Source organism: Streptomyces sp. NPDC079020, assembly GCF_044542225.1.
Taxonomy (GTDB): Bacteria; Actinomycetota; Actinomycetes; order Streptomycetales; family Streptomycetaceae; genus Streptomyces.
The window spans coordinates 22,930-47,694 of sequence record NZ_JBITUB010000008.1; the positions used below are offsets into that span (position 1 = coordinate 22,930).

Here is a 24,765-nt window from a genome sequence, read left to right on the forward strand (position 1 = left end):
CACGCGTGAGGGGCGCCTCCCTGGGGGGGCGCCCCTTCGGTTCCGGGCCGTTCGGGCTACTCGGGCCGCGGTGCCAGGATGAGCGGCCAGCTCTCGCCGGACCGGGCTTCGTCCACGACCTCCTCGGCCGGCGTCCCGGCGGGTGCCGTCAGTACGGCGGTGATGTCCGTGGCCCGTGCGTAGGTGCCGGGGCTGACCCGGGCGCTCACACGCAGCAGCCGCAGCGCCTCCGGATCGGCCGCCGACCGTTCGGGGAAGAGGTCCGCGTCGGTCTCCAGCCCCTTCAGTACAGCGGGGTACGCGACGATGTCCACGGTCAGCAGCTCACCCTCCAGCCGGCGCTCGGCCCAGCCGTCCGTCTGCACGATGTAGAGGCAGTCGTCGCCTTCGTATCCGTACGCCCCGAGCCGGGTGACGGCGTCCTCGGCCGGGGTGCTCCCCTCGGCCACGATCACCACGGGCGTCACGGAGTCCGGATCGTCCGGATCCAGCCCGGTGCACAGTACGAGCTCTGCCATCTGCCATCCCCAGGGAAGCGAAGTAACGGGACCGACGGCAGACTAACGACTGTCCTCCGCGAGCGATCAGGCGCCCGACTCCTCGTAGCGACGGGTCAGTTCGGCCGCACCGGTCTCCGTGAGCGTGCCGTGCAGCCGCATCCTGGCCACTCCGCCGTCGGGGAAGGTGTCGAGGCGGACATGGGTGACCACGGCCCGCGCGCCCAGCACGAAGCGGTGGAGGGTGTCCGGCTGGAGCCGGGTGCGGGGGATGATCTCGAACCACTCGCCCGTCCCGCCGTTGCGGCCGTGGAGGGCGATCCAGCCGGCCGCGTTGCCCTTGAGGCAGGCGGTGTCGATCTCGACCGCCCGCACCGCGCCCTGGGCGGGCAGCCGGAAGCGGACCCAGTCGTTCGTGTCGCGGACCCGGCGACGGCGGTTCTCCCAGCCGTCGTCCATCTTGCGGGAGGTGCCGGGCAGGATGATCTGGGTGGGCGAGGAGTAGAAGCGGTCGGAGGCGTCCTCGTACGTACCGCCGTTCAGGACCGAGATCAGGTCGACGGTGCCGAGTGCGGCGAGCCAGGCCGGGTCGGGGATCACCTCGCCGTGCACACGGAGGCGGGCGATGCCGCCGTCGGGGTGCTGGCAGAGGCGGATGTGGGTGTAGCGGCGGCCGTCGGTGACCTCGAAGGCGTTGGCGGCGTGGCCGCGTACGGGGGACGGCGGGACGATCTCCTCCCACTTCACGTCGTCGGCCAGCAGCTCGGCGGGGCCGGGCGCGCCCTCGACCGCGGTGGCCTGGACCGATACGCGCTGCGGGTAGTTGCCGCGGAAGTGGGCGGTGTCCACGACGATGCCGCGGACGATGCCGGGGGCGCCGAGCCGGACGACGGCCCAGTCGTGATCCCCGGGGGCGGGGAAGGGGTGGGCCGCGTCGGCACCGCGCCGGCGGCGGGTCTCCCAGCCGTCCATGATCTTGCCCTTGTGCCCGAAGCGCTCGGGGTCGAAGACGGCCGGCTCGCGGATCAGGAGGTTCTCGCGCTCGGCGAAGAACTCGTCGTTGGCGGCGATCACGCCCGCGCCGAGGCGGCGGTCGGCGAGGTCGACGAGGTCGGTGAAGGGGAGGTCGTCGGCGGTGCGGTAGTCGGCGTACGGGTCGCCGCCGCCGTAGGGGGCCGCGTCACGGGCATGGGGATCGGTGTCCTGGAATGCGGTCTCGCTCGCGTCGAAGCTCATGGGCCGACTGTCCTACGCCGAATCCATCAGGTCCATCGAAAGTTTTCGCAGATGATGTTCAGCTCAGCTGAACGATCGGGCGGCCCGGACGAGGGCCTCCAGCACCCGCGCCACGGCCGGGCCCCCTTCCGCCCCCTGCCGTACCGCCGCCACCACATGCCGCCGGGGCCGGTCCGCCTCCAGGACCCGCAGCACCACGCCCTCCCGGCGCTCCCTGCGCTCCCTGCGCTCCCGCGAGGCCATGCGGGGAATCAGCGCGATGCCCATGCCCGCCTCGACCAGGGAGAGGATCGCCGTCCAGCCCGCGGCGCTGTGTGCCTGCTCCGGCACGAAGCCCGCGGCCTCGCACGCCGCCGTCGTGATCTGCGACCAGGGCCCCGAGCCGCCGAAGATCCACGGGTCACCGGCCAGGTCCGCCAGCCGGAGGGCGGGGGCGCGGGCCAGCCGGTGGTCCGCCGGGAGGGCCACGTCCAGGGGGTCGGCCAGCAGGGGCAGCAGGGCGAAGCGGGAATCGCGCGCCGTCGGGGCGTGCGCGGCGAGGGAGAGGGCCAGGTCCACGTCGCCGGAGGTGAGCAGCTCGTACGCCTGCGCCGCCTCGGCCTCCCGGACCCGTACGTCCGGCGCCGGGCGGTCCTCGGCGCGCAGGAGCCGGACGGCCGGGACGACGAGGGCGGGCACGGCGGTGGAGAACGCGCCGACCCTGACCTCGCCCGCCTCACCGCGCAGATAGCCGGCCAGTCCGGCGTCGGCGCGCTCCAGTTCGGCGAAGACCGCCTCGGCGTGGCGCAGCACGAGGTGGGCGGCGTCGGTGAGGCGGACCCGGCGCCCCTGGGCCTCCAGGAGCGGCACACCGAGCTGTCCGGCCAGATTGGTGAGCTGCTGGGAGACCGCGGACGGGGTCATACGCAATGCCTCGGCGGTCGCGGTCACCGTGCCCCGGTCACGCAGGGTGCGCAGGATGCGGAGCTTCTTGACGTCCCACTCGGTCATGGGCGCAACCTACCGGGCGGGGCGGCCCCGGTGTCCGGGCGCACGGAAGCGCCGCACGGCAGCTCGTACCGGCGGCGCACCCGTCAGGGTTTACGGCAGTGCTCAGGCCTGCTTCTTGGACTTGTCCAGCACCATGACCAGGCCCGTGATCACCACGAACAGGGCGATGGGCGCCACGACATAGAGGCCGATGGTCTCCATCGCGCTCAGGCCGGGGCCCGGGTCGTCGCCGTCATCGCGGGTGAGCGCGAGCGCCGGGGACGACATGAGCAGCATCATCAGCGTCGTACCGGCCGCGACGGCGCCGGCGCGCATAGCGTTCTTCTTGTCCACGGTGCAAACGTAGCGAACGCCTAGGAGCGTCGCGCGCCCGGGGGTGCCGTATGACCCTTTCGGGGCCTCAGAACGTCCATCAGGCCGTGCAGTCGGGGCGAGTGGGCCAGTTCCTCCAGGGTGACGGGGTGCCCTTCGGCGTCGGCCACGGGCAGCCGCCAGTTGGGGTACTGGTCCCAGGTGCCGGGGAGGTTCTGCGGGCGGCGGTCGCCGACCGTGTCGGGCAGCCAGACGCCGACCATGCGGGCGGGGGTGCTCAGCAGGAAGCGGTGGACGGCCCGGACGGCGGCCTCCTCCTGTCCCTCGCCCTCGGGCAGCAGCCGGAGCCGGGCGAGGTGGGCCAGCCACTCGGCGGTGCCGGTGGCGTCCTCGGTCAGCTCCTGCTCCAGGGGGCGGGTGAGCAGGCCGAGCCGGTGCCGCAGCCGCACATGGTCGCCGGTCAGCCGGGCCGCGGTGGACGGCAGGTCGTGGGTGGTGGCCGTGGCCAGGCAGTCCCGGCGCCATCTCTCCGGCGGGAGCGGCCGGCCCGTGCCGTTCCAGTCGCGCTCGAACCAGAGCACGGAGGTGCCGAGCACGCCCCGCAGGGCGAGTGCCTCGCGCACGCCCGGTTCGACGGTGCCCAGGTCCTCCCCCACCAGGACGGTCCCGGCCCGGTGCGCCTCCAGGACGAGGACGGCGAGCATCGCCTCGGCGTCCTGGGCGACATAGGTGCCCTCGGTGGGCGGGCGGCCCTCGGGAACCCACCAGAGCCGGAAGAGGCCCATCACATGGTCGATGCGCAGGGCGCCCGCGTGGCGCAGCAGCCCGCGCAGCAGGCCGCGGTAGGCGGCGTATCCGGTGGCGGCGAGGGCATCGGGGCGCCACGGGGGCAGCCCCCAGTCCTGGCCGCGCGCGTTGAAGGCGTCGGGGGGCGCGCCGATGGACATCCCGCGGGCGAGGATGTCCTGCTGGGCCCAGGCGTCGGCGCCTCGGGGGTGCACTCCGACGGCCAGGTCGTGGACGATCCCGATGCCCATCCCGGCGTCCTCGGCGGCGCGCTGGGCGTCGGCGAGCTGAGTGGCGGTCAGCCAGACGAGCCGGCAGTGGAAGTCGACCCGGTCCAGCAGCCCGGTGCGGGCGTGGGCGGTCTCGCGCGAGCGGGGGTCGCGCAGCCCGGCGGGCCAGGTGTGCCAGTCGGGGCCGTGCACCTCGGCGAGGGCGCACCACAGGGCGTGGTCCTCCAGGGCCTGTCCGTGCTCGGCCAGGAAGTCGCAGTAGGCGGCCCGCCGGCCGGGGGTCAGCGGCACCTCGTGGATGAGCTCCAGGGCCTGCCGCTTGAGCTCGCCGACGGCGTCCCGGTCGATCAGCTCGCCCTTGTTCAGCACGGCCTCGCGCAGGGACGCGGCGTCCTGGCGGAGGTCGTCCAGGGTGGTCCGGTCCTGGACGAGGCCGTATTCGGGGATCGACTCGACGCGCAGGTGGACGGGGTCGGGGAAGCGGCGCGAGGAGGGGCGGTAGGGGGACGGGTCGGTGGGGCTGCCCGGTACGGCCGTGTGGAGCGGGTTCACCTGGACGAAGCCGCTGCCGAGGGTCCGCCCGGACCAGGCGGCGAGGTCGGCCAGGTCGCCGAGGTCGCCCATGCCCCAGGAGCGCGCGGAGAGCAGGGAGTAGAGCTGGACGAGGAAGCCGTGGGTGCGGGCGGGCGGCTGCGGGGCGCGGGGCGGGGCGACGACGAGCGTGGCGGTGGCCCGCGCGAGGCCGGCCGTATGGATGGTGAGGCGGTGGACGCCGAGGGGCGGGTCGGTCCACCAGGAGGGCGCGGGCAGCTCCTCGGCCCCGTCCCGGGCGGGCAGGACTTCCGGCCGGTCCGCGGCGGGCGGGCCGGCCGGGCGGTCCGTGGGCCGGGCCTCCTCCCGCGTCACCCGCATCAGCAGGGGCTGCGGCGCGGGACCGTCGGCCGGGCCGGGCCCGGACTCCGGGTCGACGGTGAGCGTCGTGCCGGGCGGCAGCGTGGTCAGGGCGGGCGGCAGCGGTTCGCCGGACCAGATCACCACCGTCGGCGGCAGCAGCCGCGAAGCCGCCGCCGATTCGGCGGCCGTCAGCGACTTCCGTACGGCCTCGGGGGTGCCGGCGTCCACGCCCAGCGCGGCGAGCACGGCGGTGACCGTGCCGTCGGGGACGGACACCGTGACATCCGGGGACGGGGAGCAGGAGGTGGCGACGCCGTGCAGTGCGGCGAGCCGGGACAAGCCCATTCAGACTCCAGGGAACTCCATGCCCCCTGCGGTGCCGGGTGCGGTCGGCTCGCTGGTCAGAGGGGCGACGGCGGCGAGCGGTGGCTCGCTCGTGAGCGGGGTGGCGTCGGCGAGCGGGGGCTCGCTGGTCAGGGGTGCGGCGTCGGCGAACGAGGATTCACCGATCGGCCCGGGGACATCGGCGAGCGGCGGCCCGCTGATCAGCGGAGCCACCTCCGCCAGGGGCGGTTCACTGGTGAGCGGAGCGGAGCCGGGCGGGACGGTCACCTGTCCGTGGACGTGTCCGGGGACCTGTTTGGAGAGGGCGGAGAGCAGAAGCTGCGCGGCGGCGGGCATGGTGGCCTCCTGGCCGTGGAGAACAGGACACAGCAGGCCTACCCAGCCCCGGCGGGAGCAGACGTGGGCGAGACGCAGGCGTTATGACAACGAGCCCGACGTGCCGTAGGTCACATTCCGTTCCCCCGTACGGCGACTATGCGGCGTTTTCGGCCAGTCGGAGCCACCCCTACAGGTCATCAGGAACCGCACCCGTCAACACTCCGGGCATATCCGACAGAACAGCCACGCACATTGACACCCTCGGCCCCGGGTGGTGGGCTCGGAGCCCACCAGTGGGACGAGGGGAGAGCGACGTGCAGTTCGGGCGCAGAAGGCACGCGACGGCTGTCGCCGTCGCCGTGATCGGCGGGCTCCTCGGTGCCGTCGCCCCGGCCGCGACGGCCGCCCCCGTCGTACCCGGTCAGCGGGCCGCCACCTCGCCCGACCGCGCCGACAGCGCGCGGCTGCCGTCCGTCTGGCCCCGGCCGCAGAGCATCAAGCCCGCCGGGCAGGCCGTGCCGCTCGGCACCGAGGCCACCGTCGTCGTGGGCGCGGGCGCCGATCCGTACGCCGTGGACGCGCTGCGCGGCGTGCTGCGCCGGGCGGGCGTACGGACCCTGCACGAGGCCCTGCCGGGCCGCGGCCCGGTCTTCCGGATCGGCGGCGCGGGCGCCCTGGACGCGCTGCGGACCCTGCGCGCGCCGGAGCGCGCCGACCTGCCCACGGGCGGCTACCGGATCGCCGTCGGCCAGGTCGCGGGACGCTCCACCGTCGCACTGGACGGCATCGGCGAGGACGGCCTCTTCCACGGCGTCCAGACGCTGCGTCAGCTGGTGCGGGACGGGTCGGTGGCCGGGGTCGTGGTGCGCGACTGGCCGGGAACCGCCGTACGCGGGATGGCCGAGGGCTTCTACGGGCAGCCGTGGACCCGGGAGGAGCGGCTCGCGCAGATCGAGTTCATGGGGCGCACGAAGCAGAACCGCTACCTGTACGCGGCGGGCGACGACCCCTACCGGCTGGCCCGCTGGCGCGACCCGTACCCGGCCGAGGGGCGCGCCGACTTCCGGGCGCTGGCCGACAAGGCCCGCGCCGAGCATGTGACGCTCGGCTGGGCGGTCTCCCCGGGTCAGGCGATGTGCATGTCGTCGGACAGCGACATCAGGGCGCTGACCCGGAAGGCCGACGCCATGTGGGCGCTGGGCGTACGGGTCTTCCAGCTGCAGTTCCAGGACGTCAGCTACAGCGAGTGGCACTGCGACCGGGACGCGGAGACCTTCGGCAGCGGCCCCCGGGCGGCGGCCAGGGCGCAGGCCCGGGTGGCCGGCGCGCTGGCCCAGCACCTGGCGGACCGTCACCCGGGCTCGGCTCCGCTGTCGGTCCTGCCGACGGAGTTCTACCAGGACGGCGCCACCGACTACCGCACCGCGCTCGCCGCCGAGCTGGACGACCGGGTACAGGTGGCGTGGACCGGCGTCGGGGTCGTGCCGAGGACCATCACCGGGCGGGAACTGGGCGGGGCCCGTGCCGCGTTCCGGCACCCCCTGGTCACCATGGACAACTACCCGGTCAACGACTACGCGCAGGACCGGATCTTCCTGGGCCCGTACACCGGCCGGGAACCGGCGGTGGCGAGCGGTTCGGCCGCGCTGCTCGCCAACGCGATGGAACAGGCGTCCGCCTCCCGCATCCCGCTGTTCACCGCCGCCGACTTCGCCTGGAACCCGAAGGGGTACCGGCCGCAGGAGTCCTGGCACGCGGCGATCGACGACCTGGCGGGCGGGGACGCCCGGACCCGGGACGCGCTGCGGGCCCTCGCGGGCAACAGCGCGGCCTCCGTGCTCGGCGGCGACGAGTCCGCCTATCTCCAGCCGCTGCTCGCCGCGTTCTGGAAGTCCCGTGCGGCGGACGCGGCGGTGCGCGACGACGCGGCGCGCGAGCTGCGGGCGGCCTTCTCCGTGATGCGGGAGGCCCCCGAGCGGCTGAAGGCCCCGGCGGACGGGCGGCTGGACGAGGAAGTGCGGCCGTGGACCGAGCAGCTGGCCCGGTACGGCGAGGCGGGCGAGCTGGCCGTCGATCTGCTCCAGGCGCAGGCGCGCGGGGACGGGGCGGCCGCCTGGCGGGCGCAGCTGGCCCTGGAGCCCCTGCGCGAGCGGATCGCGGCGAGCGGCGCGACGGTCGGCAAGGGGGTGCTGGGCCCCTTCCTGGACCGGGCCCGCAAGGCCGCCGACGGCTGGAACGGTGCCGACCGCACGGCCGGGACGGTCACCAAGGATGCGCACAGCTACACCGTCCGGCTCGACCGGGCCCGTCCCGTCGAGGCCGTGACCACGATGACGGAGCCGGGCGGCGGGTTCACCGACGCCGTCCTGGAGGCCCATGTGCCGGGCGAGGGCTGGCGCCCCCTGGGCAGGCTCTCGGCGGCCGGCTGGACCCAGACGGCGGCGAAGGGGCTGCGGGCGAACGCGGTGCGTGTCACCGTGCCCCGGGCCGCCCGGAACACTCCCCCGGCCTTCATGAGCCCGGCCCTGCCCGCCGCCCCGCGCGTGGACCCGGACGCCCTGAAGGTGCGGAACCTGATCCCGTGGTTCGGTGACGAACCGGCGGCCAAGCTCGAACTCGTACGCGGCGAGACGGACGCGGAGATCGGCGGCGGCCCGCAGCGGGTGGCGGCCCGGCTGGCCGGGCAGCGGCCCGAGGAGGTGCACGGCGCGCTCACCGCGAAGGCCCCCAAGGGCATCGAGGTGCGGGTCCCGAAGCGGACGACGGTGCCGCGCGGCTCCCGTACCGACGTCCCCGTGGACATCACGGTCCCGGCGGACACCCCGGCCGGCGAGTACGCGGTGCCGTTCACCTTCGGAGGTGAGGAGAGCACCCTGACGGTACGGGCCTACCCGCGGACGGCGGGGCCCGACCTGGCCCGTACGGCCAGGGCGTCCTCGTCCGGCGACGAGACCCCGGACTTCCCCGCCTCGGCGGCCACCGACGGGGACCCCGCCACCCGGTGGTCCTCACCGGTCGAGGACGGCGCCTGGTGGCAGACCGAGCTGGCGGAGCCCGTACGGCTGGGCCAGGTCGTGCTGCGCTGGCAGGACGCCCACGCCTCCCGCTACCGGATACAGGTCTCCGCGGACGGCCGCAGCTGGCGTACGGCGGCCACCGTGCGGGAGGGCAGGGGCGGGCGCGAGTCGGTGCGGATGGACGCGAAGGACACCCGGTTCATCAGGGTGCAGGGCGACGGCCGGGCCACCGAGTACGGCTACTCGCTCTGGTCGGTGGAGGCGTACGCCGTCGCTCCGGACAGCCCCTGAGGCGCGCCCGCACCACGCGTCCAGGACGACGGAGGCCCGGGTCTCAGGCGGAAACGCCGTCGATCCGGGCCATCGCGTCGTCCGCGCCGAACGGTTGCAGATACGGCAGCCAGCGCGGGTCCCGGTGTCCGGTGCCGATGATCCGCCAGGCCAGGCCGGTCGGCGGGGCGGGCTCATGGCGCAGCCGCCAGCCGAGCTCGGGCAGATGCCGGTCCGCCTTGACGTGGTTGCAGCGGCGGCAGGCCGCCACCACGTTGTCCCAGGCGTGCTGTCCGCCCCGGCTGCGCGGAATGACATGGTCGACGCTGGTCGCGGCGGCGCCGCAGTACATGCAGCGTCCACCGTCCCTGGCGAACAGCGCCCGGCGCGTCAGTGGAACGGGCCCCCGGTAGGGGACCCGTACGAACCGCTTGAGGCGGACGACGCTGGGCGCCGGTACGGCACGGGTCGCGCTGCGCAGGAGGGAGCCGGACTCCTCCAGGCAGATCGCCTTGTTTTCGAGCACGAGGACGAGCGCGCGGCGGAGCGGTACGACGCCGAGCGGCTCGTACGACGCGTTGAGAACCAGGACGTGCGGCACGGTGGATGCCTCCTTGTACGCCGGCGGCGCGTGGCTCGCGCCGGGACGATCCGGTCTCAGTCTCTCCTCCGGCCTGGTCGGAGCGCCACCACGTACGGGTAACGGGCCGGGAGGATTTTCCTCTCCACCCGCCCGGACGCACCGCGGCGGCCCACCGGAACAGCGGCTTCACCGGGGTGGGCGGTGGCACTGTGCGATCGGCCACAGAACGGGTATGCGCGGGTGAGACGTGTCTCTCCCGCGAACACGGCAACGATCCGCTCCACCGGCTTCGTTAGTGTGGTTGGTCAGCCGTCGTACCCCTTGGAGGTCCTCACCGTGTCCCTGTCAGCCCTCTTGGCCGCAGCTCCGTCACCCGGGCCGGGCGGCTCGCTGGACGAAGCCGCCGAGCAGGCCGGCAACGCCGCGGGCTGGGTCGAGGAGAACTGGTCCACCTGGCTGAACACTGGTCTGCGCATCGTGCTCATCGCGGCCATCGCGATCGTGCTGCGCTATGTGATCCGCCGTGCCCTGACCAACCTCATAGAACGGATGAACCGCAGCGCCCAGGCGGTGGAGGGCACCGCGCTGGGCGGCCTGCTGGTCAACGCCGAGCGCAGACGGCAGCGCTCCGAGGCGATCGGCTCGGTGCTGCGCTCGGTGACCTCGTTCCTGATCCTGGGCACGGCCGCCCTGATGATCCTCGGCGCGTTCCAGATCAATCTGGCACCGCTGCTGGCCTCGGCGGGAGTGGCCGGGGTGGCGCTGGGCTTCGGCGCCCGCAATCTCGTCACCGACTTCCTCTCCGGGGTCTTCATGATCCTGGAGGACCAGTACGGCGTCGGGGACACCATCGACGCGGGCGTCGCCTCCGGTGAGGTCATCGAGGTGGGTCTGCGGGTCACCAAACTGCGCGGCGACAACGGCGAGATCTGGTACGTCCGCAACGGCGAGGTCAAGCGGATCGGCAACCTCAGCCAGGGCTGGTCCACGGCCGGTGTGGATGTGACCGTGCGACCCACCGAGGACCTGGAGGAGGTCCGTGCGGCGATCACCACCGCCGCCGGCACCATGGCGAAGGAGGAGCCCTGGTCGGAACGGCTGTGGGGCCCGGTGGAGGTGCTGGGCCTGGACGCCGTCCTGCTGGACTCCATGACCGTCCGGGTCACCGCGAAGACGATGCCGGGCAAGGCGCTGGGCGTGGAGCGCGAGCTGCGCTGGCGGATCAAGCGGTCCCTGGACGAGGCGGGCATCCGGATGATCGGGACCCTGCCCGTCCAGGCGGACGGCGCTCCGGCCCCGGACCCGACGGCCCAGATGGCCGCCCCGTCGGCGTACGCCTCCTCCACCTCCCCGCAGTCGCTGGCGGCGACACCGATCGCACCGCCGAACATCACGAAGTAGGACCCGTCCGGGTGAACGGTGAGGGGCGCTCCGCGACTGATCGCGGGGCGCCCCTCCGGCGTCGGGCGGGTACGCCACCCTTCAGGTAACGCTTTGGTTGCCACAGGGGTGTGAACCATTGACGGTGCGGTGACCTGCGCCATACCGTCCTCTCACCGAATAGGAAAGTTTCCTAACAGAGGGCGGGTGCATCGATCATGGCGGGGACCACACCGGGTACGCCACGTGTCCTGCGCGCGATGAACGACCGGGCCGCCCTCGACCTGCTGCTGGAGCACGGCCCGCTCTCCCGGACGAGGATCGGGAAGCTGACCGGCCTGTCCAAGCCCACCGCCTCCCAGCTGCTGGCCCGGCTGGAGTCGGCCGGTCTGGTCGTGGCCACCGGCACCAGCGAGGGGCGCCCCGGGCCCAACGCGCAGCTGTACACGGTGAACGCGCGGGCCGCCCATGTGGCCGGGCTCGATGTGAACGCCCAGCGGATCGTCGCCGCGGTCGCCGATGTGACCGGTGGGACCGTCGGCGAGTTCGAGCTGCGCACCCCAGGCCGGCGCGCCGCCAGCGTGGTGCGGCAGGTCGCCGACGCGCTGGACGGCGCGGTCAAGGACGCCGGGCTGACCCGCGCCGATGTGCACCGGGTCGTCATCGGCACGCCGGGTGCCTTCGACCCCGGTACCGGACGCCTGCGGTACGCCTCGCATCTGCCCGGCTGGCACTCCCCCACCCTGCTGGACGAGCTGGCCGCGTTCCTGCCGATGCCGGTGGAGTACGAGAACGACGTGAACCTGGTCGCCGTGGCGGAGCAGCGGCTCGGCGCGGCCCGCGGCGACGAGGACTTCGTCCTGCTGTGGAACGAGGAGGGCCTCGGCGCCGCCCTCGTCATCAACGGACGGCTGCACCGCGGCTTCACCGGCGGTGCGGGCGAGGTCGGTTTCCTCCCGGTGCCGGGCACTCCGCTCGTACGCCAGGTCGTGAAGGCCAACAGCGGCGGCTTCCAGGAGCTGGCGGGCGCCCAGGCGCTGCCGCGGCTCGCGAGGTCGCTCGGCATCGACACCCCGCAGCAGCCCTATCCCGAGGTTGCCGCGGCCCTGCTGGTGCGGGCCACCGCCGCGTACGAGCAGGACGGGCCGCTGACCGAGCTGCTGCGCCAGTACGCCCAGCGGCTCGCCACCGGTCTCGCCTCCGTCACCGCCGTCCTCGACCCCGGGCTGATCGTGCTCTCCGGCGAGCTGGTCTCCTCGGGCGGTGAACTCCTGCGGTCCCTGATCCAGTCCGAGCTCGCCGAGCTCGCGGCTTCCCGGCCCCGTCTCGTCCTCGGCGAGATCCACCGGCATCCGGTCCTGCGCGGCGCCCTGGAAAGGGCCCTCGCCGACACCCGCGACGAAGTGTTCGACACCTCTCGCTGAGTCCCGCACACCGCCTCACCGCCACACCCCTCGTACCGCTTCTCCCCTGCCTCCATCCCCTGCCCCTATCCCTGTCCCTGGGAGTTCCGTCATGCGCACAAGCCGTCTGACCATCACCGCTGTCGCCGTCGCGGCGATCTCGGTCCTCGCCACCTCGTGTACCGGCCAGTCCGAGTCCGCCGCGAGCGACGACCCGAACGCGAAGACCTCGATCAACTTCTGGCACGGCTGGAGCGCGCCCGCCGAGGTCAAGGCGGTCCAGGACAACGTCGACCGGTTCGAGAAGGCCCACCCGAACATCAAGGTCCACGTCGTCGGCAACATCAATGACGACAAGCTCAACCAGTCGCTGCGCGCGGGCGGTTCGAAGGGGCCCGACGTGGTGTCGTCCTTCACCACGGCCAATGTCGGCAAGTTCTGCTCGTCCGGCGCCTTCGCCGATCTGAAGCCCTTCATCGAGAAGTCGCAGCTCAACCTGGAGAAGACCTTCCCGAAGGTCCTGCTGGACTACACGCAGTTCGAGGGCAAGCGCTGCGCGCTGCCGCTGCTCGCCGACGCGTACGGGCTGTACTACAACAAGGACGCCTTCGAGAAGGCCGGGATCGCCAAGCCGCCGCAGACGATGTCGGAGCTGGCAAGCGTCGCGAAGAGGCTGACCATCGACAAGGGTGACAGCTACCAGCAGCTCGGCTTCATGCCGACCTTCCACGGTTACGAGACGGTCGCCGACCACTACATGTCCTCGTGGGACCACAAGTACTTCGACAAGAACGGCACGTCCAACGTCGCCAAGGACCCGGCGTTCGCCAAGATGTTCACGTACCAGAAGAAGCTGGTCGACGACCTCGGCGGCTACCAGAAGCTGGAGAAGTACCGCGGCACCTTCGGTGACGAGTGGGGCTCCAAGCACCCGTTCCACACCGGTCAGGTCGCCATGCAGCTGGACGGCGAGTGGCGCCTGGGCATGGCCGTGGACGCCAAGGTGCCGTTCGAGATCGGTGTCGCGCCGATGCCCGTCGCCGACGACGAGGCCGACAGCTACGGCAAGGGCTTCCTCTCCGGCACGATCATGGGCATCGCCCCGGCCAGCAAGAAGCAGAACGCCGCCTGGGAGCTGGTCAAGTTCATGACCAGCGACACGAAGGCTGTCGTCGACTTCGCCAACGGGATCCGCAACGTGCCCTCCACCTTCGCCGCGCTGAACTCCCCCGACCTGAAGTTCGACCCGCGCTTCAAGACCTTCCTGGACATCGCCCAGCACCCCGGGTCCAACACCCCGGACGGGGCCATCAACGGCTCGACGTACCAGCAGACCATCCAGGACTTCGGCTACCAGTACGAGAAGGGCTCGGTGAAGGACCTGACGGCCGGTCTGGAGAAGACCGCCGAGCAGATCGACACCGACATCGCCAAGGCCAAGTAGCCCCACGATGACGACGCATACTCTCCGCTCCAAGCGCCGCAGGTCGGCCCTTCGGACAGCGGCCTTCATGTCACCGTGGCTGATCGGGTTCACCGTCTTCTTCGCGTACCCGATGGTCTCGACCGTCTACTTCTCCTTCATGGAGTACGACGGTTTCGGCGCGCCGGTCTTCAACGGCCTCACGAACTGGACGTATGTCTTCCAGGACTACCCCATGTTCTGGCCGTCGCTGCGCAACACGCTCTGGCTGGTGCTCGTCATGGTCACCTGCCGGGTCGTCTTCGGCCTGGGCGTCGGCCTGCTGATCACCAAGATCAAGACGGGTACGGGAGTCTTCCGCACCCTCTTCTACCTGCCCTACCTCGCGCCGCCGGTCGCCGCGACGCTGGCCTTCGTCTTCCTGCTCAACCCGGGTACGGGGCCGGTCAACTCGATCCTCGGGGACCTGGGCCTGCCGACGCCCGGGTGGTTCAACGACGCCACCTGGTCCAAGCCGGCGCTCACCATGCTCGCGGTCTGGGGCATCGGCGACCTGATGGTCATCTTCATGGCCGCCCTGCTCGACGTGCCGACCGAGCAGTACGAGGCCGCCGAGCTCGACGGCGCCTCGCCCTGGCAGACGTTCCGCTTCGTGACGCTGCCGAACATCTCGCCGATCGTGATGTTCGCCGTGGTCACCGGAGTGATCCAGGCCATGCAGTACTACACACAGCCCCTGGTCGCGGGGAAGGTCGCCTCCGGCATCATCGGCGGCTCCGGCCAGTCCTTCGAGCCGGGCTATCCCGACAAGTCGACACTGACGCTTCCGCAGCTCGTCTACAACCTCGGCTTCCAGCGCTTCGACTACGGCTCCGCCTGTGTCGTGGCCCTCGTCCTGTTCGCCCTGGCCATGACCTTCACCGCGCTGCTGATGCGGGGCCGCAACAACCTTCTCCAGGCCGGTGACTGAGTCATGACCCAACTCCTCGACAAGCCCGCGGCCCCGGTGGCCGACGAGCCGACGCCCGCCGAGCGGGTGGCACGCCGCAAGGCGCTGCTGCACTGGATCGCCGTCCACTCGCTGGGCATCGCGGCCGCGCTCTTCTTCGTGCTGCCGTTCGTCTTCGTCGTGCTGACCTCGCTGATGAGCGACCAGCAGGCGCTGACCCGCGACCTCACCCCGAACACCTGGGAGTGGGACAACTACAAGCGGGTATTCAACACCCCGGGCTTCCTGACCTGGTGGCGCAACACCCTGCTGTACGCGGGGGTCGGCACCGTGCTGACGGTGGTGTCGTCCGTACCCGTGGCGTACGCGCTCGCCAAGTTCCGCTTCCGCGGCCGCAAGCTGTCGCTGATGCTCGTCATCTCGATGATGATGCTGCCGCCGCAGGTCGTCATCATCCCGATGTACCTGTTCTGGGCGAAGCAGCTGGACCTGTCCGGCACGCTCTGGCCGCTGATCATCCCGATGGCCTTCGGTGACGCGTTCTCCATCTTCCTGCTGCGGCAGTTCCTCCTGACCATCCCCAACGAGTACCTCGATGCGGCCAAGGTCGACGGCTGCGGCGAATTCCGCACGCTGATCAGGGTCGTTCTGCCGATGGCCAAGCCCGGCATCGCGGCGATCGCCCTGTTCCAGTTCTTCGCCGCCTGGAACGACTACTTCGGCCCGCAGATCTACGCCTCCGAGAACCCGGCCGCCTGGACGCTCAGCTACGGCCTGGAGTCCTTCAAGGGAGCGCACCACACCGACTGGAATCTGACCATGGCCGCGACCGTACTGGTCATGGCCCCTGTGATCGCCGTCTTCTTCTTTGCCCAGAAGGCATTCGTCGAAGGCGTCACACTGACCGGAGTAAAGGGCTGACCATGAAGCTCGCAGTAGTTGGTGGCGGGTCCACCTACACCCCTGAACTGATCGACGGCTTCGCACGGCTGCGCGACACCCTGCCGGTCGAGGAGCTCGTGCTCATCGACCCGGCGGCCGACCGGCTGGAACTGATCGGCGGACTCGCCCGGCGGATCTTCGCCAAGCAGGGCCACCCGGGGAGGATCACCACGACCTCCGACCTGGACGCGGGCGTCGCCGACGCCGACGCGGTCCTGCTCCAGCTGCGCGTCGGCGGACAGGCCGCGCGCAACAAGGACGAGACATGGCCGCTGGAGTGCGGCTGCGTCGGCCAGGAGACCACCGGGGCCGGCGGCCTCGCCAAGGCGCTGCGCACGGTGCCGGTCGTCCTCGACATCGCCGAGCGGGTCCGCCGCTCCAACCCGAACGCCTGGATCATCGACTTCACCAACCCGGTCGGCATCGTCACCCGGGCGCTCCTGACGGCCGGTCACAAGGCCGTCGGCCTGTGCAACGTGGCCATCGGCTTCCAGCGCAAGTTCGCCGGGCTGCTCGACGTCACCCCGGGCGAGGTCCACCTGGACCACGTCGGGCTGAACCACCTGACCTGGGAGCTCGGGGTGCGCCTGGGCGGCCCCGAGGGCGAGAACGTCCTGCCGAAGCTGCTCGCGGAGCACGGCGACACCATCGCGGACGACCTGCGGATGCCGCGTGCGGTCGTGGACCGGCTCGGCGTCGTCCCCTCGTACTACCTGCGGTACTTCTACTCGCACGACGAGGTCGTCCGGGAGCTCGGCACCAAGCCGTCCCGGGCCGCCGAGGTCGCGGCGATGGAGAAGGAACTCCTGGAGATGTACGGGGACCCGGCGCTGGACGAGAAGCCCGCGCTGCTCGGCAAGCGCGGCGGCGCCTTCTACTCGGAGGCGGCCGTGGACCTGGCGGCCTCGCTGCTCGGCGGCACCGGTTCCGCGGTGCAGGTCGTCAACACGTACAACAACGGGACGCTGCCGTTCCTCGCGGACGACGCGGTGATCGAGGTGCAGGCCCGGATCGACGCCACCGGCGCCACCCCGCTGGCCGTCCCGACGCTGGACCCGCTGTACGCCGGTCTCATCGCCAACGTCACGGCGTACGAGGACCTCGCCCTGGAGGCGGCGCTGCGCGGCGGCCGGGACCGGGTCTTCAAGGCGCTGCTCTCGCACCCGCTGGTCGGGCAGTACGAGTACGCCGAGGGCCTCACCGACCGGCTGATCGCCCACAACCGGGAGCACCTCGCGTGGGCGTGAATGTCTCCGTCGTCGCCATCGACGCGGGAAACAGCAAGACCGATGTGGCGCTGATCGGCGAGGACGGGAGCGTGCTGGGCACGGCGCGCGGCGGCGGCTTCCAGCCACCCGCCGTCGGGGTGGCCGCCGCGCTCGACGTGGTGTCCGAAATTCTGGACCGGGCGGTCGCGGCGGCCGGCGGGGCCGTCGGGAACATCGGGCATGTCTCCGCGTGCCTGGCCAACGCCGATCTGCCGGTCGAGGAGGCGGAGCTGACCGAGGCTCTGCTCGCCCGCGGCTGGGCCGGCACGGTGGAGGTGCGCAACGACACCTTCGCGATACTGCGGGCCGGGGTGGACGAGCCCCGCGGCGTGGCCGTGGTCTGCGGTGCCGGGATCAACTGTGTCGGCATGGTGCCGGACGGGCGCACCGCCCGCTTCCCCGCGATAGGCCGGATCTCCGGTGACTGGGGCGGCGGCTCGGGGATCGCGGAGGAGGCCATGTGGTTCGCCGCGCGGGCCGAGGACGGCCGCGGTGAGCCCACGGAGCTGGTCCGTACGCTGCCCGCCCACTTCGGGCTCGACACGATGTACGCGCTGATCGAGGCGCTGCACCGGGGGCAGGTCCCGTACGAGCGGCGCCATGAGCTCACCCCGGTGCTGTTCGCCACGAGCGCGGCCGGTGACCCGGTGGCGGGCTCCGTGGTGAACCGGCTGGCGGAGGAGGTGGTCGCGATGGCCTCGGTCGCGCTGGGCCGTCTCGGTCTGCTGGACGAGGAGGCACCGGTCGTCCTGGGCGGCAGTGTGCTGGCCGCACGCCACCCCCAGCTGGACGACGGGATCGCCCGGCTCCTCGCGGCCCGCGCCCCCAAGGCGGTGGTCCGGGTGGTGTCGCAGCCGCCGGTCCTGGGGGCCGCGCTGCTGGGTCTCGACCATGTGGGTGCGGCGCCCGAGGTGCACCGGAGGCTGCGCGCCCAGTACGCCTGACACACTGAGCACTCCCGTGGGGGCGTCTCCCAGCGTTCGCGCCGGGGGACGCCCCCACTGCTCCGAGGGAACCGATCATCGGCCGGGGACGTGTTCCTGATGGGGGGATTGGTTCGCGCGGGGATGCTCCGGCATCGCTCATGAGGATGTTCGGGGCTTGTTACGGTGGTCGTCTTGATCGACTGCGCTCGCCCTGATCGAATGCGGGGACCGATGCGGGATCCAGGCGTTCGTCATGTGGACTCCGTTCCCTGCGGCCATACTTCTGGCCGGGTACCAGTTCCCCGACCGGCCGGGGGGCCGGGCCACCGTCAGTGACCGAGGGGGAGGTCGAGTGACACACCCGCCGATGGGGGGCTCGCGGGCGGAGCGGGCACCGGCTCAGCCGTCCGCGCCCGCCCAGTCCTCCGCGACCGTACCCGCGCAGCGCCGTGGTGCCTGGAGCGGGCAGACGGAGCGGCTGCGGGCCGCGGCGACGACCGAACCCGGCCGGCTGCAGATCATCGGAGCCGTACTGGCGCTGCTGGTCGTGGCGTTCGGAGCGGTGACGGCCATGGAGATCTCGGGCCGGGCCTCCGCCGCCGACGACGTGGTCAGCCGCAGTCAGCCGCTGAGCGCGGACGCGGCGGCCATCTACCGCTCGCTGGCCGACGCGGACACGATGGCGGCGAGCGGCTTCCTGGCGGGGGCCCAGGAGCCGAGGAACGTGCACGAGCAGTACGAGCGGGACATCAGGGACGCCTCGCGGCTGCTGGTGAAGGCCGCGGCGGGCACGGACGCCACAACCAGCTCCGGGCACGAGATCGCCACGCTGAACGAACTGCTGCCGGTGTACACCGGTCTGATCGAGCGGGCCCGCGCCAACAACCGGCAGGGCCTGCCGCTGGGCGGGGCCTATCTCCGGTACGCGAACCAGAAGATGAGCGACGAGCTGCTGCCCGCCGCCGAGCGGCTGTACGTGGCGGAGACGGGACGGCTCGGCCGTGACTCCGCCGACGCCCGGCAGTTCCCGTATCTCTCCCTCGTCGCCGGGGTCGTGGCGCTGGCCGCGCTGGTGTGGCTCCAGCGGCGCAACTACCGCCGTACCAACCGGGTCTTCAACCACGGTCTGCTGGCGGCCACGGCCGCCGCGACGGTGCTGCTGCTGTGGATGGCGGTGGGCCACACGGTGGCGCGGACCGAGCTGCGGGCCGCGATGGTCCACGGGCAGGAGTCGCTCGATGTCCTCAACAACGCGCGGATCAGCTCGCTGAAGGCGCGCGCCAATGAGAACCTCACCCTGGTCGCCCGCGGTGCCGTACTGACCGAGGACGGCACCGCGGACAAGTACGAGACCGACTACACCACCGGCATGAAGTCCCTCGGCGCGCAGTTGAAGAAGGCCGGGACGCTCGCCGACAACCCCCGGGGGAGAGATCCGGTGGCGAAGGCCATCACCAGTGTGTCCCAGTGGCAGGCCCGTCACCGCAAGGCCCGTGCGACCGACGACAACGGCGACTACGACGGCGCGCTGAAGCAGATCATCGGCCCGGAGGGCACCACGGGCGAGTCGTTCCACCAGGTGGACACGGCAGTGGAGAAGGCGCTCGCCCATGAGCAGGGCGAGTTCACCCGGTCGGCGACGGACGGGCGCGGGGCGCTGGGCGGGCTGCCGGTCGGGGCCGCCGTGCTGGCGGTGCTGGGCGCGGCGGGCGTCGTCGTGGGCGTCAACCGCAGGCTCTCGGAGTACCGGTGAGAGGGGCAGCGATGACCGGGGCGAAGGACTGGGCCGCACGCGGCCGGCTGCGCGGCTGGGGCGGGGTGACGGGCATGGCGGTCGCCTGTGCCGTCACGGCCTCGCTCACCCTGCTGCCGCTGTCCCACGGCCGTACGGGACCGTTCGGCGCGGAGCCGGCGGGCCCGGGGAGGACCTCGGTGGTGCCCGCGCGGGCGGAGGCGTGCACCGAACCGGAGGCGAGCCTGCCCGCGTCGAAGGAGAGCGGGCCGAACATCGAGAAGATCCGCGAGCGCGGCAAGCTGATCGCCGGTGTCGACCAGAACAGTTACCAGTGGGGTTACCGCAATCCGGGCAATCCGGAGACCGGCTCGCTCGAAGGCTTCGACATCGACCTGGTGCGGGCCATCGCGCAGGACATCCTGGGCGACCGCGACGCGGTGATCTTCCGGGCCATCCCCACCAACCAGCGCATCACGGCCCTGGAGCAGGGCCGGGTCGACGTGGTCGTACGGACGATGACGATCAACTGCAAGCGGCTGGAGCAGGTGTCCTTCTCCACCGCCTACTTCCAGGCCGGGCAGCAGGTCCTGGCCCCGAAGGACTCGGCGATCACGGGGTACGACTCCTCGCTGAAGGGGAAGCGCGTCTGCACCGCCGAGGGCTCCACCGCGTACGAGGCGCTGGAGAAGCAGTCCTTCGGCGCGGTGTTCAAGGACGACGCCGACGGCACCGGGCGGGACAAGGACCAGCTGACCGTGCCCAATCAGCTGGACTGTCTGGTCCGTCTCCAGCTCGGTGAGGTCGACGCGATCGTCACGGACAACGCCCTGGCGGCGGGCCAGGCGGCGCAGGACCCGGCGGTGGCCCTCAAGGGCGACAAGCCGTTCACCACCGAGTACTACGGCGTGGCGGCGAAGAAGGGCGCGGACGATCTGGTGGCCCGCGTCAATCAGGTGCTGGTCGACTACCGCGCGGGCGGGAACGACAGTCCCTGGATGCGTTCGTACCGCGAATGGCTGGAGACCGGGCTGCCCGGGATCAAGGCGCCGCCGGCGCCCAAGTACCGGAGCAACTGATCCCGTCGCGGGCCCACGGGCCCGGCGGGGAGAGCTGAGAGGTGATCGATGGGCGTGGCGGGATCCTTCCCCAGCTTCGCGGGGAAGCCCCCCGGCCCGGTCATGGACCGGGAGGAGGCGGACCGTGCGCTGGCCCGGCTCGGCGCGGAGCACGAGGCCATCGAGACCTCGCTCCTCGCCCTCCAGGACCATGCCGGCCGCCGGCTCCTGGAGGGCGCCGAGCTGACCGGTGTCACCCGTGACCGCTGGGCCACGACCGATCAGGCGATCACCCTGCTGTGGGGGTACTTCGACGCGTACGCCGGCGCGCTGGCCGAGGCCCGCGAGGTCCGGGCCCGCAGGCGCTACCCGAACCGGGACGACCTGGTCGCCCTGACCGGGCTGCTGCGCGGGGAGAGCGTCACGGTGGCGGGCACCGCGGCGCTGTCCGCCCCCTCGATCACCGGTCCGGCCCGGCTCTCCGAGCGGTTCACGCTGGAGGAGCTGGTGGGCCGGATGAACGAGCTGTACGCCCGCTCGCTGGACATGGTCGTCGCCTCGGACTCCGTATGGTCCGCGCTGCCCGCCCGGATAGACCTGCTCGCCGCCGAACTCCACCGGACCCGCTCGCTGGCCCACTCGGTGGGGGTGCGTCCCGGTGAGCATCCGGCGGGCGACGACCTGGAGGAGATCACCCGGGAACTGACCACACTGCGGGTGCAGGTGATCTCCGACCCGCTGGCGTTCTGGCTGCCGGGCCCCGGCAGCGCGGCACCCGGCGGCGGGCGCCCGGACACCATCCGGTACGACCGGGCGGCCCGCGCCCTGGAGGACGTACGCCGGGAGATCGAGGCGGTGCTCGCGGTCCGCCAGGACGCCGAACAGCGCCTGGTCCAGCTGCGGGACGTGCTCTCGCGGGCGGACCGCACGCTGGCCGAGGCCCGCGCGGCGCGCGGCGAGGTGCTGGCGAAGATCGCCGCGTCCGAGGTGCCCGCGGTGAGCGGCCCGCCGACGGCTCTTCAGGAGCGGCTCGCGGCGGCGTCCGACTACCGCAGGCACGCTCTGTGGCACCGGCTCTCGCCGCTCCTGGAGTCACTGGAGCGGGAGGCCGAGGACGAGCTGCTGCGGGCCCGGGAGTCGCTGACGTCCGTCACCGCGCCGCTCGCGGTCCGCGCGGAACTGCGCGGCCGGCTCGACGCGTACCGGGCGAAGGTGGCCCGGCACGGGCTCGCGGAGGACCCGCTCCTGATCGAGCGGTACGACGCCGCGCGCCGGATGCTGTGGAGCGCCCCGTGCGATCTGCGGGTCGCCGGGCAGGCGGTGCTGCGTTATCAGCGGACGGCCGCGGAACTGCTGACACCGCAGCGGCCGTCCTCACCCGAGGACCGTCGGGGCGAACAGGGGGACACACGATGAGTACGCAGTGCCAGCGCCCCGCGTGCGAGGGCAGTTACGAGGACATGGGCGGCGGTGAGCTGTACTGCGACACCTGCGGGCTGGCGCCGGTCGTCTCGCCCAACGGCATGGTCTCCTCGCCACCCACGGGTATCGCGGGCGGCGGCCGGGCGAGCGGCCGGGGCAGCAGCGGTTCCCGGCGGTCGGCCTCGCGCGCCTCGGCCCCTGCCTCGTCACGGGCCTCCTCACGGTCCTCGACCTCACGGCGCTCCGTCTCCGGACGGCTGTCGCGCTCGCTGTCCGGTGCCGCCACGTCCCGTTCGGTGTCGGTGCGTTCCTCGGGGACCGCGTCCGGCTCCTCCGGCCGGGGCAGGCTGGGCGCGGGCCTGGTCCAGGTCCCGGACGTGCCGCGCCCCGACCCGCGTACCGCGGTGATGGAGAATCCCGAGGTCCCCGAGCGCAAGCGGTTCTGCTCCCGGTCCGACTGCGGGGCCCCGGTGGGCCGGGCGCGCGGCGAGCGGCCGGGCCGCACCGAGGGGTTCTGCACGAAGTGCGGCCACCCCTACTCCTTCGTGCCGAAGCTGCGCGGCGGGGACATCGTGCACGGCCAGTACGAGGTCGCGGGCTGTCTGGCGCACGGCGGGCTCGGCTGGGTCTACCTCGCGGTGGACCGTGCCGTCTCCGACCGCTGGGTGGTCCTCAAGGGCCTGCTGGACACCGGTGACCAGGACGCGATGGCCGCGGCCATCTCGGAGCGCCGCTTCCTCGCGGAGATCGAGCACTCCAACATCGTCCGCATCTACAACTTCGTCGAGCACCTCGATCAGCGGACCGGGTCGCTCGACGGCTACATAGTGATGGAGTACGTCGGCGGCAAGGCGCTCAAGGAGATCGCGAACGAGCGCCGCACCCCGGCCGGGAAGCGGGACCCGCTGCCGGTCGAGCAGGCATGCGCGTACGGGATCGAGGCCCTGGAGGCGCTCGGCCATCTGCACAGCCGGAATCTGCTGTACTGCGACTTCAAGGTCGACAACGCGATCCAGACCGAGGACCAGCTCAAGCTGATCGACATGGGCGCCGTGCGCCGGATGGACGACGAGGAGTCGGCCATCTACGGCACCGTGGGCTACCAGGCGCCCGAGGTCGCGGAGGTCGGCCCGTCGGTCGCCTCCGACCTGTACACGGTCGCGCGGACGCTCGCGGTGCTCACCTTCGACTTCCAGGGGTACACGAACGTCTTCGTGGACTCGCTGCCGGACCCGGACAACATCGAGGTGTTCCGGACGTACGAGTCGTTCTACCGGCTGCTGGTACGGGCCACCGACCCTGATCCGGCGCGGCGCTTCGCCTCGGCGACCGAGATGGCCGAGCAGCTGACGGGGGTGCTGCGGGAGGTCGTGGCGCTCCAGACGGGACGGCCGCGGCCGGCGCTGTCGACGCTCTTCGGCACGGAACTGCGGGTGACGGACACGGAGTTGTTCTTCGCGCTGACGGGGGACGTGTCCCAGCTGGGCTTCCGGACCGATCCGGTGGGCCGGCGCAAGCGCCGCGGCGGCTCCGGTGCCGCGCCGCCCCCGGCCCCGGGTGCGGCCGCGACGGCGGTGGCGGGTGCCCTTCCGGTGGGCGGCCCGGCCACGGGGCTGCCGCCCGCGCCCGGGTACCCCGCCGCGGGGGGCGCCCCGCTGTCGGCGCCGCTTTCGGCGCCGCTCACCCATGTGCAGGGCGGCTCCGGCGCTCCCGGCTACGGCGCGGGCGGCGTCCAGGCGCCCGCGTACGCACCGGCACAGGCCGCTGTTCCGGCGCCCCGGGCGGCGGCCGCGCCCGCCCCGCCGGGGGCGGCCGGCACCGGTCAGGGCGTCCGGCTCCCCGGGCTCGACGCGCGGGGCACCTCGCTCGCGCTGCCGGTGCCCCGGGTCGACACCGCCGACCCGAACGCCGGGTTCCTGGCCGGGCTGATGGCCTCCGCACCCGCCGAACTGATCGCCGCGCTCCACTCCGTACCCGCCGCTTCCCTGGAGACCCGGCTGCGGGAGCTGCGGGCCCGGCTGGAGATGGGTGAACCGGACGCCGCCGCACAGACCCTGAGCACCCTGGAGGGGCAGCACCCGGACGACTGGCGGGTCGTCTGGTACCGGGGCATCACCTCACTGGTGACCGGGGACAACGAGAACGCCGCGCTGTCCTTCGACGCGGTCTACGACGCCTTTCCCGGGGAGCCCGCGCCCAAGCTGGCGCTGGGCATCTGCGCGGAGGTGCTGGGCCAGCTGGACAACGCCGCCGAGTACTACCGCCTCGTGTGGACGACCGACCCGAGCTTCGTCAGCGCCGCCTTCGGCCTGGCCCGGGTGCAGATCGCCGCCGGGGACCGGGCCGGGTCGGTGCGCACCCTGGAATCGGTGCCGGAGGCGTCGATCCACTACACGGCGGCCCGGGTCGCCGCCGTGCGGGCACGGCTGCGTGAACGTACCCCCGGGGAGCAGCTGCTGACGGACCTGACGGCCGCCGCGGTCCAGGTGTCGGCGCTGGCCGGCTTCGGACTGGACCCGGTGCGCCGCGAGCAGTTGTCGACCGAGGTACTGGGCAAGGCACTGGACTGGGTACTCTCCGGTAGTCCCGGTGCGGCCCCGGTCGGTCCGTCCGCCGGTGCTCCGGGCACACACAGACTGCTCGGCACCGAACTGGACGAGCGGGGACTGCGGTTCGGGCTGGAGCGCTCGTACCGGATGCTCGCCCGGCTCGCCCAGCGGGGCGACGAGAGGATCGAACTGGTGGAGCGGGCCAACCGTTTCCGCCCCCGGACGTGGGTGTGAA

Annotated in this window: 19 protein-coding genes; 12 read left to right on the forward strand and 7 right to left on the reverse strand. The window is 72.5% G+C overall.

Annotation, left to right across the window (positions count from 1 at the left end; all coding sequences use genetic code 11):
- Positions 1–56: 56 nt before the first annotated feature.
- The 6 genes from ACIGJO_RS18200 to ACIGJO_RS18225 all read right to left on the reverse strand — a co-directional run bounded on the left by ACIGJO_RS18200 (position 57) and on the right by ACIGJO_RS18225 (position 5,626).
- The gene (locus ACIGJO_RS18200; protein ID WP_399959065.1) at positions 57–518 is read right to left on the reverse strand and encodes a hypothetical protein; all 462 of its coding nucleotides are present in this window, start codon (positions 516–518) and stop codon (positions 57–59) included.
- A 66-nt stretch (positions 519–584) separates the two neighbouring features.
- On the reverse strand, positions 585–1,733 hold the full coding sequence (alc, locus tag ACIGJO_RS18205) for an allantoicase (protein WP_399959067.1): 1,149 nt from the start codon (positions 1,731–1,733) through the stop codon (positions 585–587).
- A gap of 63 nt (positions 1,734–1,796) precedes the next feature.
- A complete protein-coding gene (locus ACIGJO_RS18210; protein WP_399959069.1) occupies positions 1,797–2,723 on the reverse strand; it encodes a LysR substrate-binding domain-containing protein in 927 nt (308 codons plus the stop codon).
- A 102-nt stretch (positions 2,724–2,825) separates the two neighbouring features.
- Entirely contained in the window at positions 2,826–3,056 is a 231-nt protein-coding gene (locus ACIGJO_RS18215; protein WP_399959071.1) for a hypothetical protein, read from the reverse strand.
- Between the two features lie 20 nt (positions 3,057–3,076).
- Positions 3,077–5,290, reverse strand: a complete 2,214-nt coding sequence (malQ, locus tag ACIGJO_RS18220) for a 4-alpha-glucanotransferase (protein ID WP_399959073.1) — start codon at positions 5,288–5,290, stop codon at positions 3,077–3,079.
- Entirely contained in the window at positions 5,291–5,626 is a 336-nt protein-coding gene (locus ACIGJO_RS18225) for a hypothetical protein (RefSeq protein ID WP_399959075.1), read from the reverse strand.
- Positions 5,627–5,922: 296 nt separating this feature from the next.
- Between ACIGJO_RS18225 and ACIGJO_RS18230 the strand changes: the two genes are divergently transcribed.
- Complete coding sequence (locus ACIGJO_RS18230; RefSeq protein WP_399959077.1) at positions 5,923–8,916, forward strand: beta-N-acetylglucosaminidase domain-containing protein; 2,994 nt, start codon at positions 5,923–5,925, stop codon at positions 8,914–8,916.
- A 43-nt stretch (positions 8,917–8,959) separates the two neighbouring features.
- Here the strand turns inward: ACIGJO_RS18230 and ACIGJO_RS18235 are convergent, their stop codons facing one another.
- Complete coding sequence (locus ACIGJO_RS18235; protein ID WP_266930731.1) at positions 8,960–9,496, reverse strand: HNH endonuclease; 537 nt, start codon at positions 9,494–9,496, stop codon at positions 8,960–8,962.
- 318 nt (positions 9,497–9,814) lie between these two features.
- On the opposite strand from ACIGJO_RS18235, the gene ACIGJO_RS18240 reads away from it, so the two are divergent.
- The 11 genes from ACIGJO_RS18240 to ACIGJO_RS18290 all read left to right on the forward strand — a co-directional run bounded on the left by ACIGJO_RS18240 (position 9,815) and on the right by ACIGJO_RS18290 (position 24,764).
- Positions 9,815–10,879, forward strand: a complete 1,065-nt coding sequence (locus ACIGJO_RS18240) for a mechanosensitive ion channel family protein (protein ID WP_399959080.1) — start codon at positions 9,815–9,817, stop codon at positions 10,877–10,879.
- A gap of 197 nt (positions 10,880–11,076) precedes the next feature.
- Positions 11,077–12,282: an ROK family protein gene (locus ACIGJO_RS18245; protein WP_399959082.1), complete on the forward strand. Its 1,206-nt coding sequence runs from the start codon at positions 11,077–11,079 to the stop codon at positions 12,280–12,282.
- A 91-nt stretch (positions 12,283–12,373) separates the two neighbouring features.
- Positions 12,374–13,705, forward strand: a complete 1,332-nt coding sequence (locus ACIGJO_RS18250) for an ABC transporter substrate-binding protein (protein WP_399959084.1) — start codon at positions 12,374–12,376, stop codon at positions 13,703–13,705.
- 7 nt (positions 13,706–13,712) lie between these two features.
- Complete coding sequence (locus ACIGJO_RS18255; protein ID WP_399959086.1) at positions 13,713–14,654, forward strand: carbohydrate ABC transporter permease; 942 nt, start codon at positions 13,713–13,715, stop codon at positions 14,652–14,654.
- 3 nt (positions 14,655–14,657) lie between these two features.
- The gene (locus tag ACIGJO_RS18260; RefSeq protein WP_266930738.1) at positions 14,658–15,554 is read left to right on the forward strand and encodes a carbohydrate ABC transporter permease; all 897 of its coding nucleotides are present in this window, start codon (positions 14,658–14,660) and stop codon (positions 15,552–15,554) included.
- A 2-nt stretch (positions 15,555–15,556) separates the two neighbouring features.
- Entirely contained in the window at positions 15,557–16,822 is a 1,266-nt protein-coding gene (locus ACIGJO_RS18265; RefSeq protein WP_399959088.1) for a 6-phospho-beta-glucosidase, read from the forward strand.
- Positions 16,813–17,787, forward strand: coding sequence for an N-acetylglucosamine kinase (locus ACIGJO_RS18270; RefSeq protein ID WP_399959090.1), 975 nt, complete (start codon positions 16,813–16,815; stop codon positions 17,785–17,787). The genes ACIGJO_RS18265 and ACIGJO_RS18270 overlap by 10 nt, the downstream gene beginning before the upstream one ends.
- A gap of 334 nt (positions 17,788–18,121) precedes the next feature.
- A complete protein-coding gene (locus ACIGJO_RS18275; protein WP_399959092.1) occupies positions 18,122–19,522 on the forward strand; it encodes a hypothetical protein in 1,401 nt (466 codons plus the stop codon).
- Between the two features lie 11 nt (positions 19,523–19,533).
- Positions 19,534–20,580, forward strand: a complete 1,047-nt coding sequence (locus ACIGJO_RS18280; RefSeq protein ID WP_399959094.1) for a glutamate ABC transporter substrate-binding protein — start codon at positions 19,534–19,536, stop codon at positions 20,578–20,580.
- A gap of 48 nt (positions 20,581–20,628) precedes the next feature.
- Positions 20,629–21,975, forward strand: a complete 1,347-nt coding sequence (locus tag ACIGJO_RS18285) for a hypothetical protein (RefSeq protein ID WP_399959096.1) — start codon at positions 20,629–20,631, stop codon at positions 21,973–21,975.
- Positions 21,972–24,764, forward strand: coding sequence for a tetratricopeptide repeat protein (locus ACIGJO_RS18290; protein WP_399959098.1), 2,793 nt, complete (start codon positions 21,972–21,974; stop codon positions 24,762–24,764). Before ACIGJO_RS18285 ends, ACIGJO_RS18290 begins: the two co-directional genes overlap by 4 nt.
- Position 24,765: the final 1 nt, after the last annotated feature.

What these genes read in the sequence shown, in the direction of transcription:
- ACIGJO_RS18260 (WP_266930738.1), top strand. Translation starts at nt 14,658, where the DNA reads ATGACCCAACTCCTCGACAAGCCCGCGGCCCCGGTGGCCGACGAGCCG.
- ACIGJO_RS18245 (WP_399959082.1), top strand. Translation starts at nt 11,077, where the DNA reads ATGGCGGGGACCACACCGGGTACGCCACGTGTCCTGCGCGCGATGAAC.
- ACIGJO_RS18290 (WP_399959098.1), top strand. Translation starts at nt 21,972, where the DNA reads ATGAGTACGCAGTGCCAGCGCCCCGCGTGCGAGGGCAGTTACGAGGAC.
- malQ (WP_399959073.1), bottom strand. Translation starts at nt 5,290, where the DNA reads ATGGGCTTGTCCCGGCTCGCCGCACTGCACGGCGTCGCCACCTCCTGC.
- ACIGJO_RS18265 (WP_399959088.1), top strand. Translation starts at nt 15,557, where the DNA reads ATGAAGCTCGCAGTAGTTGGTGGCGGGTCCACCTACACCCCTGAACTG.
- ACIGJO_RS18250 (WP_399959084.1), top strand. Translation starts at nt 12,374, where the DNA reads ATGCGCACAAGCCGTCTGACCATCACCGCTGTCGCCGTCGCGGCGATC.
- ACIGJO_RS18200 (WP_399959065.1), bottom strand. Translation starts at nt 518, where the DNA reads ATGGCAGAGCTCGTACTGTGCACCGGGCTGGATCCGGACGATCCGGAC.
- alc (WP_399959067.1), bottom strand. Translation starts at nt 1,733, where the DNA reads ATGAGCTTCGACGCGAGCGAGACCGCATTCCAGGACACCGATCCCCAT.
- ACIGJO_RS18225 (WP_399959075.1), bottom strand. Translation starts at nt 5,626, where the DNA reads ATGCCCGCCGCCGCGCAGCTTCTGCTCTCCGCCCTCTCCAAACAGGTC.
- ACIGJO_RS18285 (WP_399959096.1), top strand. Translation starts at nt 20,629, where the DNA reads ATGGGCGTGGCGGGATCCTTCCCCAGCTTCGCGGGGAAGCCCCCCGGC.
- ACIGJO_RS18280 (WP_399959094.1), top strand. Translation starts at nt 19,534, where the DNA reads ATGACCGGGGCGAAGGACTGGGCCGCACGCGGCCGGCTGCGCGGCTGG.
- ACIGJO_RS18210 (WP_399959069.1), bottom strand. Translation starts at nt 2,723, where the DNA reads ATGACCGAGTGGGACGTCAAGAAGCTCCGCATCCTGCGCACCCTGCGT.
- ACIGJO_RS18255 (WP_399959086.1), top strand. Translation starts at nt 13,713, where the DNA reads ATGACGACGCATACTCTCCGCTCCAAGCGCCGCAGGTCGGCCCTTCGG.